General features: G+C 62.0%; 16 protein-coding genes. 11 read left to right on the forward strand and 5 right to left on the reverse strand.

Features of this window, described 5'->3' with window-relative positions:
* The 3 genes from ccsA to ccmA all read right to left on the reverse strand — a co-directional run.
* A partial coding sequence (ccsA, locus tag T281_RS06015) for a cytochrome c biogenesis protein CcsA (protein WP_162173124.1) occupies positions 1–381 on the reverse strand: 381 nt, incomplete at its 3' end.
* 34 nt (positions 382–415) lie between these two features.
* Positions 416–1075, reverse strand: coding sequence for a heme exporter protein CcmB (gene ccmB, locus T281_RS06020; RefSeq protein WP_037235756.1), 660 nt, complete (start codon positions 1073–1075; stop codon positions 416–418).
* Entirely contained in the window at positions 1072–1707 is a 636-nt protein-coding gene (gene ccmA, locus T281_RS06025; RefSeq protein WP_037235758.1) for a heme ABC exporter ATP-binding protein CcmA, read from the reverse strand. The genes ccmB and ccmA overlap by 4 nt, the downstream gene beginning before the upstream one ends.
* 144 nt (positions 1708–1851) lie before the next feature.
* Between ccmA and acnA the strand changes: the two genes are divergently transcribed.
* Positions 1852–4602 carry an aconitate hydratase AcnA gene (gene acnA / locus T281_RS06030; RefSeq protein ID WP_037235762.1) on the forward strand — a complete coding sequence of 917 codons (2751 nt, stop codon included), beginning with the start codon at positions 1852–1854 and terminating at the stop codon, positions 4600–4602.
* A gap of 322 nt (positions 4603–4924) precedes the next feature.
* Positions 4925–5179, forward strand: a complete 255-nt coding sequence (locus T281_RS06035) for a hypothetical protein (RefSeq protein WP_155955125.1) — start codon at positions 4925–4927, stop codon at positions 5177–5179.
* 69 nt (positions 5180–5248) lie between these two features.
* Here T281_RS06035 and T281_RS06040 read toward each other — a convergent pair whose 3' ends face one another.
* Positions 5249–6370, reverse strand: coding sequence for a site-specific DNA-methyltransferase (locus tag T281_RS06040; protein ID WP_052037143.1), 1122 nt, complete (start codon positions 6368–6370; stop codon positions 5249–5251).
* A gap of 287 nt (positions 6371–6657) precedes the next feature.
* Between T281_RS06040 and T281_RS18690 the strand changes: the two genes are divergently transcribed.
* Positions 6658–7365, forward strand: coding sequence for a hypothetical protein (locus T281_RS18690; protein WP_155955126.1), 708 nt, complete (start codon positions 6658–6660; stop codon positions 7363–7365).
* Positions 7366–7469: 104 nt separating this feature from the next.
* Here T281_RS18690 and rimK read toward each other — a convergent pair whose 3' ends face one another.
* The gene (gene rimK / locus T281_RS06045; protein WP_037235768.1) at positions 7470–8852 is read right to left on the reverse strand and encodes a 30S ribosomal protein S6--L-glutamate ligase; all 1383 of its coding nucleotides are present in this window, start codon (positions 8850–8852) and stop codon (positions 7470–7472) included.
* A gap of 490 nt (positions 8853–9342) precedes the next feature.
* On the opposite strand from rimK, the gene T281_RS06050 reads away from it, so the two are divergent.
* The 8 genes from T281_RS06050 to trpS all read left to right on the forward strand — a co-directional run bounded on the left by T281_RS06050 (position 9343) and on the right by trpS (position 16152).
* Positions 9343–10062 carry a response regulator gene (locus tag T281_RS06050; protein WP_037235772.1) on the forward strand — a complete coding sequence of 240 codons (720 nt, stop codon included), beginning with the start codon at positions 9343–9345 and terminating at the stop codon, positions 10060–10062.
* Positions 10062–11507, forward strand: a complete 1446-nt coding sequence (locus T281_RS06055) for an ATP-binding protein (protein ID WP_037235775.1) — start codon at positions 10062–10064, stop codon at positions 11505–11507. The genes T281_RS06050 and T281_RS06055 overlap by 1 nt, the downstream gene beginning before the upstream one ends.
* A 200-nt stretch (positions 11508–11707) precedes the next feature.
* On the forward strand, positions 11708–11950 hold the full coding sequence (locus T281_RS06060; protein ID WP_155955127.1) for a hypothetical protein: 243 nt from the start codon (positions 11708–11710) through the stop codon (positions 11948–11950).
* Positions 11947–12423, forward strand: a complete 477-nt coding sequence (locus tag T281_RS06065; RefSeq protein WP_052037145.1) for a hypothetical protein — start codon at positions 11947–11949, stop codon at positions 12421–12423. Before T281_RS06060 ends, T281_RS06065 begins: the two co-directional genes overlap by 4 nt.
* 319 nt (positions 12424–12742) lie before the next feature.
* Positions 12743–13408 (forward strand): adenylate/guanylate cyclase domain-containing protein, encoded by a 666-nt coding sequence (locus tag T281_RS06070; RefSeq protein WP_162173125.1) that lies wholly within the window; start codon positions 12743–12745, stop codon positions 13406–13408.
* Positions 13409–13444: 36 nt separating this feature from the next.
* Positions 13445–14236 carry an RNA methyltransferase gene (locus T281_RS06075; RefSeq protein ID WP_037235782.1) on the forward strand — a complete coding sequence of 264 codons (792 nt, stop codon included), beginning with the start codon at positions 13445–13447 and terminating at the stop codon, positions 14234–14236.
* A gap of 122 nt (positions 14237–14358) precedes the next feature.
* Positions 14359–14916 (forward strand): hypothetical protein, encoded by a 558-nt coding sequence (locus tag T281_RS06080; RefSeq protein ID WP_013418843.1) that lies wholly within the window; start codon positions 14359–14361, stop codon positions 14914–14916.
* A 198-nt stretch (positions 14917–15114) separates the two neighbouring features.
* Complete coding sequence (trpS, locus tag T281_RS06085; RefSeq protein ID WP_037235819.1) at positions 15115–16152, forward strand: tryptophan--tRNA ligase; 1038 nt, start codon at positions 15115–15117, stop codon at positions 16150–16152.
* Positions 16153–16224 lie beyond the last annotated feature (72 nt).

Here is a 16224-nt window from a genome sequence, read left to right on the forward strand (position 1 = left end):
CATCGGCTTGCCCCAGAGCGAACCGGTGACGAGCGCGAGCAGCGTGAACGTCGCGCCGATGGGCGCCGCCGCCTTCGCCGACACGTCAGCCAGCGGGTGCCGCCAGATGAGATAGCCCGCCGACGAGATGGCGATGATCGTGTAGCACATCATGGCCAGCCACGCGGACGGCACATGGATGAACATGATGCGAACCGTCTCGCCCTGCTGGTAGTCTGGCGGAGCGAGGAACGCGCCCGTCAGGCCGATGGCGAACAGCAGAAGCGTCGCGACCGTAAGCCATGGCAGCACCTTTCCCGACAGCCGCATGAAGGTTGTCGGATTGGCGAGCGTGGAAAACCACCCCGGCCGTATCGTTTCGGTGTTCGTCAGGTCTGCCATAAGCGTCTCGTCCCCACTTTGTGTCTTATATAACTCACTCCAAACTCAGGCGAAGGGCAAGTGCAGCGGCAAATGGCATCGCCGCAACCGAAAACAGCGAAAGCGCCCCAAGAAGGAGGATGCTCTGCGAAAATGCCCCGGCCGCGCCGGACAAGGCTCCGACGCCGAAGATGAGGAAAGGAGCGAAAAGCGGCAGGATCAAGAGCGGCAGCAGCAGCGCGCCGCGCCGAAGCCCCAAAGTCAGCGCCGCGCCCGCGCCCGCGACGAAACTGATGCCGAGCGTGCCGACCGCCAGCGTGGCGAGCAGTTTCGGCACCGCGTCGAGTTCCATATTGAGGAGCAGCCCCGCGAGCGGCGTTACCACGATGAGCGGCACGCAGGTCGTCAGCCAATGCGCGAGGCTTTTCGACGTGGCGATGAGTTCGGCCGGCAGCGGGCCGATGGCGAGCGCGTCGAGCGAGCCGTCGTCGCGGTCCTCCTGAAACAGCGCATCCACCGAAAGCACGGCCGACAGCAGGAACGAAATCCAGAGGATACCCGGCGCGATGCGCGACAGAAGCGCGAGGTCCGGGCCGAGGCCGAGCGGAATGATCGACACCGCGATGAGATAGAAGCCGAGCGCGGTCCCGATGGCCGAGCCTTGGCGAAGCGCGAGCGTCAGGTCGCGGGTGAGGAGCGCGAGGAAGGCATTCATGCTGCAAACGCCCGCCCAGGCTTGAGTTCGAGAACGGTGGCGGCGTCGCCGAGCGCGAGGTCGAGATGCGTCGAGACGAGCGCGATGCCGCCTTGCGCGAGATGATCCCGGATCGCCGTTTCGAGCCGCCGCGTGGAGGCCGTATCGAGCGAGACTGACGGCTCGTCGAGGAGCCACACCGCGCGCTTTGCCGCGAGTAGCCGCGCGAGGCCGAGGCGCCGCGCCTGCCCTTGGCTGAGATGGCCCGCGCGATATTCCGCGAGGTCGAGGAGGTCGAACGCTTCGAGCGCGTTCTCGGCAGCCTCCACGTCTTCCGCGCCGGAATAGAAACTTTGCCAGAAGCTCACATTCTCGATGACGGTGAGGCGCGGCTTGATGCCATTCGTATGGCCGATGTAATGGAAATGCCCTTCGCCGGTGCCCTGCCCCTTGTCGTCCGTCACCGCGACGCGACCCGACTCCGCCGGAAGATAGCCCGCGATGGTGCGAAGGAGCGTCGTCTTGCCCGCCCCGTTCGGCCCGCGAAGGATCAGCGCGCTTCCCGCCTCAACCTTGAACGACAGCGCGGGCACCACGATGCGCCCGCCGCGCTGGCAGGCAAGCCCTTCCGCCGCGAGGCTCGAAACGGCCATCGCGCGAGCAGAAGCGGAACCAGAACGGGTGAGCGGGGTAATACTCACAAATGAAATTCTCGTGTCGAAGGGAGGCCGAACCTCTCTTTATGGTACTCTGCCGCATGCCCACAAGAAGCATTTTCGCACAGATGGAGAATCGCTGTGGCTTCCTTAACTCCGCGCTTCCTCGACAGCTTCCGCAGCCGGAAAACGCTCACCGTCGACGGCAAGCCCTATGAATTCTTCTCGCTCGCCGATGCGGAGGCGAATGGCCTTTCCGACGTCTCGAAGCTTCCATTCTCGTTGAAGGTGCTCCTCGAAAACCTGCTTCGCTTCGAGGACGGGCAGACCGTCACCGCCGACGATATCCGCGCCGTCGCCGCGTGGCTCACCGAGCGCCGCTCGACGCGCGAAATCGCCTTTCGCCCCGCGCGCGTGCTGATGCAGGATTTCACAGGCGTGCCCGCCGTCGTCGACCTCGCGGCGATGCGCGACGCGATGGCGAAACTCGGCGGCGATACCGCGAAGATCAATCCGCTCGTGCCCGTCGAGCTCGTCATCGACCATTCGGTGATGGTGGACAGCTTCGGCAATGCGCGCGCCTTCGAGATCAATGTCGACCTTGAATATGAGCGCAACCGCGAGCGCTACGAGTTCCTGCGCTGGGGCGCGATGGCCTTCGACAATTTCCGCGTGGTGCCGCCCGGAACCGGCATCTGCCATCAGGTGAACCTCGAATATCTCGGCCAGACCGCGTGGACGAAGGACACGGGCGGCATCGAACAAGCCTTCCCCGACACGCTTGTCGGCACCGACAGCCACACGACCATGATCAACGCGCTCTCGGTGCTCGGCTGGGGCGTCGGCGGCATCGAGGCGGAAGCGGCCATGCTTGGCCAGCCGATTTCGATGCTCATTCCCGAGGTGATCGGTTTCCGCTTCACGGGCAAGCTCAACGAGGGCGTGACCGCCACCGATCTTGTGCTGACCGTGACGCAGATCCTCCGCAAGAAGGGCGTCGTCGGCAAGTTCGTGGAATATTTCGGCCACGGCCTCGATACGCTCTCGGTCGAGGACCGCGCGACGATGGCGAACATGGCGCCCGAATATGGCGCGACCTGCGGTTTCTTTCCGACCGACAAGGACACGCTCGCCTATCTCCGCGCGACGGGCCGCGACCCGCACCGCGTGGCGCTTGTCGAGGCTTACGCGAAGGCGCAAGGGCTGTGGCGCGAGACGGCGACGCCCGATCCCGTCTTCACCGACGTGCTCGAACTCGACCTTGCGACAGTCGAGCCGAGCCTTGCCGGGCCGCGCCGCCCGCAGGATCGCGTTGCATTGGCCCAGGCGGCGGCAGGGTTTTTCGACACGGTAGCGGAGATGCGCGCGCCGAAACCGGGCAGCGAGGCGGCGGAGATGGTCGCCGAGGGCTCGCCTAACGGCGGGTTGCTGGATCGCGCGATAAGCGTCGAGGGCGCGGATTACTCCATGGCAGACGGCCACGTTGTCATCGCGGCGATCACCTCCTGCACGAACACCTCGAACCCGAGCGTGCTGATCGCGGCGGGGCTGCTCGCCCGCAAAGCGCGCGAAAAGGGCCTCAAGCCGAAGCCGTGGGTGAAGACATCGCTCGCGCCGGGTAGCCAGGTGGTGACGGACTATCTCACGATTTCCGGCCTGCAAGCCGACCTCGACGCGCTCGGCTTCGGCCTCGTCGGCTATGGCTGTACCACCTGCATCGGCAATTCCGGGCCGCTGCCGGAGCCAATCTCCAAGGCCATCGCCGAGAAGGATCTCATCGCCGCCGCCGTGCTGTCGGGCAATCGCAATTTCGAGGGCCGCGTGAACCCTGACGTGCGCGCGAACTACCTCGCTTCGCCGCCGCTCGTCGTCGCCTATGCACTGGCTGGCTCGATGAAGATCGACCTCACCACCGATCCGCTCGGCACGGACAGCGACGGCAAGCCGGTCCATCTCGCGGACATCTGGCCAACCTCGGCGGAGATCGCGGAGATCGTGCGCACGGCCATCACGCCGGAGCTGTTCAAGACGCGCTACGCCCATGTTTTCCAGGGCGACGAACGCTGGCGGGCGGTCGGCGGCAGCCAGACCGGCAAGACCTACGATTGGGACGACGCCTCGACCTACGTCCGCAACCCGCCTTATTTCGAGCATCTGACCGGCGACGCGCCCGCACCCATCGCCGATATAGAGAACGCGCGCGTGCTCGGCCTCTTCCTTGACTCGATCACCACCGACCATATCAGCCCGGCGGGCTCCATCGCGCGCACGAGCCCCGCTGGCCGCTACCTCATCGAGCACGGCGTCGAGCCCCGCGACTTCAACTCCTACGGCTCCCGGCGCGGCAATCACGAGGTGATGATGCGCGGCACCTTCGCCAACATCCGCATCAAGAACCAGATGGTGCCGGGCATCGAAGGCGGCGTGACGCTGCATGAGCCGGACGGCGAGCGCTCAGCGATCTACGACGCGGCGATGAAGTACAAAGCGGACGGCGTGCCGCTCGTGGTTTTCGCAGGGCGCGAATACGGAACAGGCTCCAGCCGCGACTGGGCGGCGAAGGGCACGCGGCTACTCGGCGTGCGCGCGGTCATCGCGCAGAGCTTCGAGCGCATTCACCGCTCGAACCTCGTCGGCATGGGCGTGCTGCCGCTCGTTTTCGAGGACGGCATGTCGTGGCAGGCGCTGGGGCTGACCGGCTCGGAGACGGTGACGATCCGCGGCCTTGGCGAGCTTGCGCCGCAAAAAAACATGACGGCGGAAATCGTCTTCGCGGACGGGGCGCTGAAGAACGTACCGCTCTTGTGCCGGATCGATACGGTTGACGAACTCGCCTATTTCCGCGCGGGCGGCATCCTGCCCTATGTGCTGCGGAAGCTTGCGGCCGCCTGACCGATTCGCATCACGTTTTCGCGACAAGCCTCGCGCGTTGCGGGGCTTTTTCATGCAATCACGGCAAGATTGTGCGCAACGATCCACGCCCAGCGCGGAAAACGCATCCGACTGCGACAAAAAAGCCATGTGTTTCGAGTGCGTTACCAAAGTCGTGGGGAGCGACAAAGAAACGCTTGCGACTCCGAAATCCGCCTGCAACACTTGTCATATATCAAATAGACACAGGCTGGCAGGTGCTCGCAGCTTCAAGAATTTGCGGGCGCAGGCGAAGCATTTTCAAAACCGCCGCCAAGAAACGGATGAACCGGGAGTGAGCGCCATGGCGCAGAGCACGAAAGCCCCCTTCAATCAATGGGTCGAGACAGCGAACAGCCTCGGCCGCCAGTCCGCCTCCAGCGTCGCCTGCCCCTGCTGCGGTTCCACCTCGCTCAGCGTGCGCGATGTCGAATACGGCTTCGGCCATGATCGCGGCGTGCAGCGCTACATTTCCTGCGGCCATTGCGGCGCGTTTACGGGCGTCGCCGTGCGCCATGCTGGCGAGGTCGAAAGCCCCACACTTCGCGCGGCGGAATAGGCGCCGAGATCAATTTCGGATGACTTGGCCGGGCGTGATCCCCGGCCATTTTTGTTCTATGCGCCGCGCTTAAGCCGCCGCGCGCATCCCCATGGTCTTGCGCACTTCCATGCGCAGCAGGTCGATCGGCGCGAGCCCGTCCTTCGGCTGCTCGAAATGCCAGAAGGTCCAGCCGTTGCACGCACCGCGCCCCTGCGCCTTCGCGCCAACCGAGTGGATGGAGCCGCGCGTTCCGTTCCACATCAGCGACGCGTCCGCCATCACCTGCGCGCGGATTTCCGCCTTCGCGTCGAACAGCACATCGCCCGGCCGCAGCATGCCGCGTTCCAGCACCATGCCAAAGGGCACGCGCGGCTCGGCGCGCTTCGAGGTGATGAGAGCGGCGGCCTTCGCGTCGCACGGTTCGATGGCCGCGATGCGCGCGCTGGCTGCCGCCACGTAATCCGGGTCGCGCTCGATGCCGATGAAACGGCGCCGCAGCAGCTTCGCCACCGCGCCCGTGGTGCCCGTGCCGAAGAACGGATCGAGCACGAGGTCGCCGGGCTTCGTCGTCGCCATCAGCACGCGCGCGAGCAGCGCCTCGGGCTTTTGCGTCGGATGCGCCTTGCGGCCGCCGTCGTCGCGCAGCCGCTCCGGCCCGGAGCAGATCGGGATGAGCCAGTCCGAGCGCATCTGGAGGTCGTCGTTGAACGCCTTCATCGAGTCGTAATTGAAGGTCGGCCGCGCCTTCTCGTCGCGCGCGGCCCAGATCAGCGTCTCGTGCGCGTTGGTGAAGCGCGTGCCCTTGAAGTTCGGCATCGGGTTCGTCTTGAGCCAGATGACGTCGTTCATCAGCCAGAAGCCGAGGTCTTGCAGCGCGGTGCCGAGCCGGAAGATGTTGTGATAGGTGCCGATCACCCAGAGCGCGCCATTCGGCTTCAGGATGCGGCGGCATTCGGCGAGCCAGGCGCGGCTGAAACGGTCATAGGTCGCGAAATCGGCGAAGCGGTCCCACGCGTGGTCTACGCCATCGACGCGCGTATTGTTCGGCCGGAGCAATTCGCCGCCGAGCTGGAGATTGTAAGGCGGATCGGCGAAGACGAGGTCGACCGAGGCCGACGGCATGCGCCGAAGGATTTCGAGACAATCGCCCTGAAGAATACCTTCCGCGGCAAAGGGCGCAGCCTCGCCGGACACAACACAAGAACGCATGACTCACCACTGCAACGGATACCGGAACACGTGGGAATTTAGCAGAATCCGCCGCAAAAAGGGTTAACGAGATGGGGAAAGAGGGGAGGGTTTTGCGGGCAATGAGAACAGGGGCGAGGCGGGAAGGCGCGGTGCTATCCCCCTCGACCCACTTTGGAAGCGAAGCGGGCCAACCTCCGTGAATCAATTTTCACCTTCCGCACCACCAACCTGCGCATGACCAGCTTCGCTCATGCATCATCATTTATGATTTTTTTGATGATTGCTGCTGGCACCCGGAGATAAACTTGGGATATCCATCGACTGCCGAAGACATTCAGGAACGGCTCGATTCAAATCTCATTTTGGGCGAACTGAAAAATTTTGAAGATCGACAGAAAGATAGGTTGCAACAAGGAACGCTTACAGAAGCAAACCTTCGTCAAGAGGTAAAAATACTAAAAGAGCGAATTTTAGAACCTCTCCGGTCGATTGAACGCAAGGCAGGAGAGGATGGTCTTAGTCTCGGAAATCAGCTACTTCAATTCCAGATGGGGATAATGGAGGCGTCCGCATGCATAACGCGTCTCCGTAAAAAAATTGACCCACAACTCAGTTCAGATAATAACGCAGAAGACCTATCGGATATTATTGATAGATTTATTAAACAGTATCGAATTATGCTTGATGTTCTCGTTGCCACTACTCGACAACTAAGTCAAGAAAACATAAGCACGATTATGCATATAAAGTCCTACTGCGAACGCGACATTTCGAATATCAAACAGCTTGCAAAAACGCTTAGGAGCCGAGAGGAAGGTATCGCACGATTGTATGAGCACAACAAAGTACTTGAAAAGGAGCTAGAAAAAATAACTTACCCAGAAAGATTTGGACTAAGCGCCTCTGAATACGATAATTGGAACGCCTACACTCGCGATAAACTCGGTTCTACCTCACAAACAAACATTTCACGAACGCGCAAACCGGCGAAGAAGCTTGCAGGTCGTCAATAACCGCGTCCATTCCGGTCATCTCAGTTCCTAGCTCGAACTCAAGCGACCTAGGCAAGCAATTTACGCCATGGCTGCTAACCCACCTTGCCACCTATGCTCATAGCCTAAGCCGCCTTCTTCATCCGCGGCCGCGTGCCGAAACTGCGCTGCTCGATATAGTCGAGCACGAGGCCAGCCACGTCGACGCCGGTCGTGCGTTCGACGCCCTCGAGACCGGGCGAGGAATTCACCTCCAGCAGCAGCGGCCCCTTGGACGAGCGCAAGATGTCCACGCCCGCGAATTTCAGCCCCAACCGGTGCGCGGCCTTGATCGCGAGCTTGCGCTCTTCGGCGGTGAGCTTCGCCTCGAAGGCAAGGCCGCCCTTGTGAAGGTTCGCGCGGAATTCGTCGCCCGCCGCGCGGCGCACCATGGCCGCGATCACCTTGCCGTCAAGCACGATGCAGCGCAGATCCTGCCCCGCCGCCTCGGAGATGAATTGCTGCACGAGGAAGCTCGTCTCGGCGCTACGCAGCGCGTCGATCAGCGACACGGCCGACTTGCGGTTCTCCGCGAGCACCACGCCTTTGCCTTGCGACGATTGCAGGAGCTTGATGACGAGCGGCGCGCCGCCGACCATCTTGATGAGGTCGTCGGTGTCGTGATGCGAGCTTGCGAACGCCGTGTCAGGCATCGGCAGCTTGTGCATCGCGAGAAGCTGATGCGCGAAAAGCTTATCGCGGCTCTGCACGATGGATTGCGCGGAATTGAGCACGCACGCGCCCGTCATCTCGAATTGGCGCACGACGGCGGTGCCGTAGGCGGTGATCGACGCGCCGATACGCGGGATGACGAAATCGTAGTCGGGCAGCGTCTTGCCTTCGTAATGGACCGCGCTCGCGATGGACTTGATGTTCATGTAGCAGCGCAGCGTGTTGATCGGCTCGATCACATGATCGCGCTTCTCGGTTTCCTCGATGAGGCGGCGGTTCGAGAAATTGCCGGGCTCCATTGTCAGGAGCGCAATGCGAAGCGAACGCTTCTTCGGCTTGCCGGCCTGCTCGCCATAGACGTCGTAGGAAAGCTGCGCCTGACGATATTCCGACCATGGCAGGATGGTGGCCGACGCGCCTTCGAGGGCCGTGCGGCCGAGAAGCATGCGATGCGCCATGGTGTAGCGGTTCGAGAGCGAAATCTCGATCGGCCATTCGCGGTCGCCGATCTTGATCGGCGTTTCGATGATGAAGCGGTTTTCGGCCTGGCCGTTCGAGCTTCGCACCATGCGCCGGTCGACGATCTTTGCCGTGCACCAGATCTCGATATCGTCGCTGTAATCGGCGGGATGGACGCCGAAGCGGACGCGGGGCGCATCGATCGGACCGAAGGTTTCGATCGAAAAGGCGTGCAATGCGGAGGTGCGCGCGCCCGTGTCGATCTTGGCCTTCACCGCAGGCAGCCCCAGTTCGGGAAGCGCAACCCATTCGCGCCAGCCTAAAACGAACGGCTCCATCGAAACCTTCTCCGGTTATGAGAATTGGTTGCTGTCTGTATTTTATATCAACGACCTGCGCCAGGCGCTGCACGGTCTTTCGACCGGGAGGAGAGCGCTCGGACTAACGCTGCGTGCTTGTCACTTGTTCCGCGAATCGTCTCTGCCTGGAATGCTAAGTAAGTCAGGCTGCGGTTTTATGACAAAAAGGAAAAGGCTTGCTTCCATCGCCGGGATCCTCTCTCTTCCTTATCAACATCGCGGAACCCGACCGCGTTTCTCTCGCACCTTGGAAACCACGACACTCACCGTGAAAAGTTGTGTCGCGATTTGGCGGAATCGTCCAGTGGCGCGCTTTTTTACGGCAAAGACCAGCGGCATCGTGTCTTTTGCGCAACTTTGACAAATTCCGGTCGGACAAATGGCGCAGCCATATCGCGCGACACCGGCCCGGGCGCGTGACAGCGACTTCGCTCGCGGGCGCTTTCATCCACGCCAGAGGGAGAAGCCAATGGACACATCAACTCATATTCTCGTCGTCGACGATCACAAGGACATCCGCGACCTTCTCGCGAAATTCCTCGTCAAGCATGGCATGCGCGTGACGGTCGCGGCCGATGCGGCGGAGGCGCGGCGTCATTTGAAGGCCGGCGCGTTCGACCTGCTCGTGCTGGATATCATGATGCCCGGCGAGGATGGGATTTCGCTCTGTCGCGATATTCGTGACAGCAACAGCGCTCCCATTATCTTCCTTACGGCCGTGGCGGAAGATACCGACCGCATCATTGGTCTGGAACTCGGCGCGGACGATTACGTCACGAAGCCGTTCAACCCGCGCGAACTCCTCGCGCGCATCCGCGCCGTGATCCGCCGCGCGCAGAGCATGCCGCCGAGCCGCGACACGCCGCCCGGCGAGCGGATCAAGTTCGGGCAATTCCTCTTCGACGCCGACCGGCGCGAACTCATCGACGGCAACCAGATGGTCACGCCCCTCTCCTACGGCGAGCATCTGCTGCTCGCGGCCTTCCTGCACCGGCCGAACGTGGTGCTGACGCGCGACCAGCTCCTCGACATCACGCGCGGGCGCGCGGCCAATCTGTTCGACCGCAGCATCGACAATCAGGTGAGCCGTCTTCGCCGCAAGATCGAGGAAGATCCGAAAGACCCGAAGATCATCCAGACGATCTGGGGCGGCGGGTACAAATTCGTCGGCACGGTTGAGCGCGTGTAATGCGAATTTTCCCGAAAAGTCTGAAGGGTCAGCTCGTCGTGCTCGCAATCGCGGGGTTGATCCTGGCGCAAGCCGTGGGGTATGTCGTCATCATCCGCGACCAGCAGTCCCGCATGATGAAAGACTGGCTCAGCGGCATTTTCGCGCGAGTCGAAACCGTGGCGGATATCGTCGACACCACGCCGTCGCAATATCACGACACCATCCTCAAGGCGGCAAATTCGCCTGTCGTTCTGTTTGCCATCGACGATGAGGCCGTTGCGCGAGAGACAGCCGGCGATGCGGAGCTTGAGCCTTCCGGCGCGCGCGAAATATTCGGAAACCGGGCTCACAAGGTGGTCGTCGCTTATTACGATCCGTTCCGCGCGGAATTTCGTCTCGGAACGTTGGCGCGCGGTTTCGAGCGGGCTTATGAACGCCTGCACGGGGCGAGCGGCAAGAAGAGCGCATCCGAATATCCCGTTTACGCGCACATTTCGGTGCCGCTCGAAAAGGGCGCATGGCTGAATGTCGCCGTAAGGCCTCGCGGCGCGCCGACGCACGCGCCCACGCTGTTCGTTCAGTTTGTCATCATGGCCGCCATCGGCGCATTCGGCATCATGTTCATCATGATCCGCGTCGTGCGCCCGCTGAAGGAACTTGCGGACGCGGCCACAGCCCTCGGCAGGCGCGAATACACCGCGAAGATCGAGGAAAAGGGCCCGACGGAAGTCGTCGAGACGATCCGCGCCTTCAACGACATGCAGGACAAGCTCTGCACCTTCATGCAGGAGCGGACGAAGATGCTGGCGGCGCTCAGCCATGACCTTCGCACGCCGATCACGAGTCTGCGGCTTCGCGCCGAGTTCATCGAAGACGACGAGATGCGCCGGAAAATCCTCCAGACGCTGGCCGAAATGTTCCAGATGACGGAATCCGCGCTCGCCTATGCCAAGGGCGGCGAACTGGAGGAGTTGGAAGAATCGCGGCTCGTGGATGTCGGCGCGCTCGTTTCGTCGGTCTGCGCGGACCTCGCGGACATGGGCGCTCCCGTCGAATGCAGCGACACGCCGAGCTTCAGCCTCCATTGTCGCGCCTTCGCTCTGAAGCGCGCGCTTCGCAACATCGTGGTGAACGCGGTCGCCTATGGCACCCACGCGCGCGTGACCACGCAACTGGCGGGCAACGAAGCCTTGATCGTGGTCGAGGACGACGGTCCCGGCATCCCGGAAGACGACATGGAAAAGGTCTTCTCGCCTTTCGTCCGCCTCGAAAATTCCCGAAACGCCGACACGGGCGGCATGGGGCTCGGGCTTGCGATCGCGCGCGGCATCGCGCGGTTCCATGGCGGCGACGTCATCCTGAAAAACCGACCGGAAGGCGGGCTTCGCGTCACCATCGCCCTGCCTGGCGCCTCGGTCATCGGGAAGCCGTCAACAGCTCAGTTGGAGCCCGCGAAGGTTTAGCTGACAAGAGGGCGCGCGGCAGCCATTCGATGGCGCTTCGCGCCTTCGCGCCTCACGCTTGGCATAAGCGTCGCGTGCGATAAGCAGCGGCGCTTGCAGTCTGCCACGAAGAGGATGTGATGTACCAGTTTGCTTATTCTTTCATCTGCGAGGAGCCGACCTCGCAGGATGTTCCAACCGCGCGCAAACTGGCAGACGCCGTGGAATTGTTCGACGCCACGAACGGCACCGCGATGCCTCAGCATCATCGTCACGAGGCCTTGTCCGAATTCCGCCGGATCTGGGTTGCCGTCGCAGACCAATTTCCCGCTGGCGGGCCGGAAGCGCGGCACGATGCGGCAGAGGTCAAGACCGCAATCCTCGAAGAGGTAGAGCGCCGCCGTTTCTCGCGCGCGCAGAAGATGCTTGCCTCCCGTTTTTTTTCAGGGAGCGGGGTCCAATGACAGCGGAGGGTGCGTTTTTTGTGGAAAGCGCCCCTGATCTGGAAGTGGACTTCGCCGCCATGGAGCGGATTCTGGGCGCCGCGCTTGCCGGTTTCGCCTCGGATCTTCGCCTCGTCGACGCGCTGGATTTCGCCGCCTTCATCCGCATCGGCCAGATGGCGAACCTCAGGAGCCTCGTTCACTCTTCGGCCGAACCCTATTTCAAACCGGGAACGATCGAACTGTGTGAACTCGGACAAGCCTTGCTCTCGTGGGCGGAGCCACCGGAAATCCTCCTGCCCATGACCTTTCGCCACGCGGGGGTGCGCGTCTATTTTCGCCTGCGGCTCGCGGCTCGATCGGCTTCGGTCGAACTCGAATCCGTCGCCATCGAGGACGACGACAGCGGCCGCCTTGAAGCCAGGCTGACAAACGCCGTTGAATCCGCAACGCTTCAACCACTGCGAATCCAGAGAACTGATGTTGCTACCTAAGGTCGCATATTTGCAGGCGCATCTTATTCATCCATTGGCACCATTGACGCTACTGCTACCAATCATAATAATTGATCTGCAATCTGAGGGTTGTCCGCGGCCTCCCCCTGCAGGCGATCAGGGCGGAACAACCGACGATATCGCTAAACTTTTTATAAAGTTTTCTTGAATGACCGTTAAAGTCTTGACGGAGGCCGTCTCACTCGTTGAGAAAAGCGGCATAATCAAAAAAGCGGAATAAAAGCTTCGCCCTGGTAGTCAAAAAATGAATACGGTGAACAGGCGTGCTTGGCAGTTTGAACGGCGTATTGTCACGATCATGGCAACCGACGTGGCGGATTATTGCCGTCACATGGGAGCAGACGACGAACTTACATTGTCGCGTTTTCTGACCTATCGTCAGATCACCGAGCATGTCATCCGCTCGAACCGGGGGCGCATGTTCGGCGTTGCAGGCGACTCGTGGATGGCTGAATTTCCGGTCCCCCTCGACGCGGTGCGTGCCGCGATAGAGACGCAGCGCGCCATTGAACGCCGCAATTTCCTTTTGCCCGAGGAAAACCGCATCCGCCTTCGGATCGGTCTCCATATGGGCGATGTCATCGTTGATTCCTCCGGCCTCTTTGGCGACGAGGTGAACATCGCCGCGCGGTTGCAGCAAATCTGCGCGCCCGGTCATCTCGTGCTCTCGGAAGCGGTGGTCCGCTGCGTGGAAGGACACATCGATGTCGCGTTCGATCCGCTTGGGCCGCGCCAGCTAAAGAATATTCTTGCTCCGGTCTCTGCATTCTCCGCAAATCTCGGCGCTACGGCTGCCGAGGCCGGAGACGTTGCGTGCGAGGCGCCCATGCGGCCGCTGAGCCACGACCGCAAGCCCGTGCTCGCAGTTCTCCCCTTCCAGATCCACCGGAACGGGCCAGCGGATGAATTCTGCGGCGAAGTCTTCGCCGATTCCCTCGTCAACGGTCTTTCGCGGTTGCTATAAACCTGTTCGCGCAAGCCCGCGAACAGGACTCCTTCAATGACATCGGCTCTATCGCCATCCGCTCCCGCCATCATCCTCGTCGAGCCGCAACTCGGCGAAAACATCGGCGCTGCCGCGCGCGCGATGGCAAATTTCGGACTGCGCGAGCTTCGCCTCGTAGCGCCGCGAGACGGCTGGCCGAACGAAGCGGCGCGCGCGTCGGCGGCGCTTGCTGTGGAAATCGTAGACGGCGCGCGGCTTTATCCCGATCTCGCCACCGCTGTGGCCGATCTGCACTACATCGTGGCCACAACGGCACGCAGCCGCTTCCTCGCCAAGCCCGTGCTCGCCCCAGACACCGCCGTCACCGAAATCGCGGAGCGACAGGTTGCCGATCTGCGCTGCGGCGTTCTCTTCGGCAAGGAGCGGACGGGGCTTGAAAACTCGGACGTCGCCATCGCCGATGCGATCATGACGGCGCCGGTTGATCCGGCTTTCGCCTCGCTCAATCTCGCGCAGTCGGTGCTGCTTTTCGCCTATGAATGGCGCAAACTCGTGAACCCGCACTCGCTCGGGCGCACGCTGCCCGACGCGCCTCTGGGCGCGGGCCACCGCTTCAAGGCGAGCCGCCCGGCCGAGCGCGGCGAACTCATCGGCTTCTACGAGCACCTCGAAGGCGAACTCGACCATTGCGGCTTTCTCTTCCCGCCCGAGAAGCGCGAAACGATGGTCAACAACATCCGCACGATGTTCGCGAGAATGGCACCGACGGAGCAGGAGGTGCGAACGCTGCGCGGCATGGTCGCGATCCTTCGGCGCGGACCGTGGCAGGGTTCCAACAAGGCGTGACCCGCCTGCACCGAGGCCATAGTGTTGCCGCGTTTTTCCCGTTGCCATGAGCCGGGGTTTGACGCGTCGAACGCCGATGGCGAGGCGCAGGTGTTCAGTCAATCAGGGGATTCGGGGCCGTCATGATTTTGCGATCGATCATCTTAGCTGCGACGTTGTTTGCCACACCGATTGCAGTCGCGCAGACGCAGACGGCAAAGGGTGAAATCAGCGACAAGACACTCAAGACGCTAAAGGCGCTCGCCTGGCAGTCGCTGCCCAACAAGATCCTCCAGCCGGACAAGTCGGTGACCGTGATCGACAAATCCGATCCGTCGAAGATCGTCATCCCCGACGCCGACGCGCGCGAAGTCATCCGCGCCGCCTATCTCAGCGCCCGCGCCCAGAAATGCGACCTTCAGGAACTCGTGATCGCGAACCGCGATGCGCTGCTTCTTCGCGAGAAGAAGACCGGCAAGTGGTCGTCGAGCCAGCTTCAGTACATTAACACGCTTCACCTGTTCACCGTGCAGCTTCTTGTCGGCAAGGTGCAAGTCGTCGATCAGGAAGAGGCCGCAAAGCGCGATCCGAATACTATTCCGATGCCGCCCGCGAACACGGTCAATTGCAACGATAAAGAGAAGCAGGACATCTCGGCCGCCGTCGCGGAGAATGAAAAGCTCGTTCTCGGGAAGTCTTGATCCTAAATGCTCGAACGGCGTAAAGCCCGGCCGACCACAGGCCGGGTTCTGTTCGATAAACGTCAGGCTTGCGATTGACGGTAGAATGGATCGCTGCCGCTGCGGCGGCAGGGCGCTGTTTACGGGAGAAAGCCGGGCTTGCATTTTGCCTCCGGCGCGGCTCATAACAACGCCTCGATCATCAAGGCCAGCACGACAATGAAAGAGCTCGTCTTTTCCGGCGTTCAACCGACCGGCAATCTGCATCTCGGCAACTATCTCGGCGCGATCAAGAACTTCGTCGCGTTGCAGGACCGGACCGACTGCATCTATTGCGTCGTGGATCTGCACGCGATCACGGTCGCGCAGAACCCCGCCGACCTGAAGCGCTCGACGCGCGAAGTGACGGCGGCGTTCATCGCGGCGGGCGTCGATCCCAAGCGGCATATCATCTTCAATCAGTCGCAGGTGAGCGCGCATGCCGAACTCGCCTGGGTGCTGAATTGCGTGGCGCGTATCGGCTGGCTGAACCGCATGACGCAATTCAAGGACAAGGCCGGCAAGGATCGCGAAAACGCGAGCGTCGGGCTTTACGTCTATCCCGTGCTGATGGCGGCGGACATCCTCGCCTATCGCGCGACGCATGTGCCAGTCGGCGAGGACCAGAAACAGCATCTGGAGCTTTCCCGCGACATCGCGCAGAAGTTCAACAAGGACTTCGCGGAGACCATCGCGGCCGAAGGCTTCAACGACGGCTTCTTCCCGCAGCCCGAGCCGATCATTTCCGGCCCGGCGACGCGCGTCATGTCTTTGCGCGACGGAACGAAGAAGATGTCGAAGTCGGACCCGTCCGACCTGTCGCGCATCAACGTCGCCGACGACGCCGACACCATCGCGAAAAAGATCCGCAAGGCGAAGACCGATCCGGAGCCGCTGCCGACCGATCCGAAAGGCTTCGAGGGACGCCCCGAGGCTGAGAACCTCGTCGGCATCTATTCGGCCCTGTCGGGTGAGAGCGTGGAGAAGATCCTTGCCGAGTACGGCGGCTCGCAGTTCTCGGCGTTCAAGAACGCGCTCGCCGACCTCGCTGTCGCCAAGCTCGGCCCCATCGGCGACGAGATGAAGCGCATTTCGACCGACGCCGCCTATATCGACGCGGTGCTGGCGGATGGCGCGGATCGGGCTGACGTGATCGCCTCCGAAACGCTGCGCCATGTGCGAAACATCGTCGGCTTCGTAACGAAGGCGCAGCGCTAGAAGCAGCGCGCCATCGCCTGCTCGATCGGCAAGCCTCCACCGATGCCGTGGCCATCGGCTCGGCAAATCTTG

Source organism: Rhodomicrobium udaipurense JA643, from assembly GCF_000636015.1.
Taxonomy (GTDB): Bacteria; Pseudomonadota; Alphaproteobacteria; order Rhizobiales; family Rhodomicrobiaceae; genus Rhodomicrobium; species Rhodomicrobium udaipurense.

Excerpts from the sequence above, each read along its gene's own strand:
- T281_RS06070 (WP_162173125.1), top strand. The coding sequence starts at position 12,743 with ATGGCAACCGACGTGGCGGATTATTGCCGTCACATGGGAGCAGACGAC.
- T281_RS06035 (WP_155955125.1), top strand. The coding sequence starts at position 4,925 with ATGGCGCAGAGCACGAAAGCCCCCTTCAATCAATGGGTCGAGACAGCG.
- ccmB (WP_037235756.1), bottom strand. The coding sequence starts at position 1,075 with ATGAATGCCTTCCTCGCGCTCCTCACCCGCGACCTGACGCTCGCGCTT.
- T281_RS06075 (WP_037235782.1), top strand. The coding sequence starts at position 13,445 with ATGACATCGGCTCTATCGCCATCCGCTCCCGCCATCATCCTCGTCGAG.
- rimK (WP_037235768.1), bottom strand. The coding sequence starts at position 8,852 with ATGGAGCCGTTCGTTTTAGGCTGGCGCGAATGGGTTGCGCTTCCCGAA.
- ccmA (WP_037235758.1), bottom strand. The coding sequence starts at position 1,707 with ATGGCCGTTTCGAGCCTCGCGGCGGAAGGGCTTGCCTGCCAGCGCGGC.
- T281_RS06055 (WP_037235775.1), top strand. The coding sequence starts at position 10,062 with ATGCGAATTTTCCCGAAAAGTCTGAAGGGTCAGCTCGTCGTGCTCGCA.
- trpS (WP_037235819.1), top strand. The coding sequence starts at position 15,115 with ATGAAAGAGCTCGTCTTTTCCGGCGTTCAACCGACCGGCAATCTGCAT.
- T281_RS06065 (WP_052037145.1), top strand. The coding sequence starts at position 11,947 with ATGACAGCGGAGGGTGCGTTTTTTGTGGAAAGCGCCCCTGATCTGGAA.
- T281_RS06050 (WP_037235772.1), top strand. The coding sequence starts at position 9,343 with ATGGACACATCAACTCATATTCTCGTCGTCGACGATCACAAGGACATC.
- T281_RS06080 (WP_013418843.1), top strand. The coding sequence starts at position 14,359 with ATGATTTTGCGATCGATCATCTTAGCTGCGACGTTGTTTGCCACACCG.
- T281_RS06040 (WP_052037143.1), bottom strand. The coding sequence starts at position 6,370 with ATGCGTTCTTGTGTTGTGTCCGGCGAGGCTGCGCCCTTTGCCGCGGAA.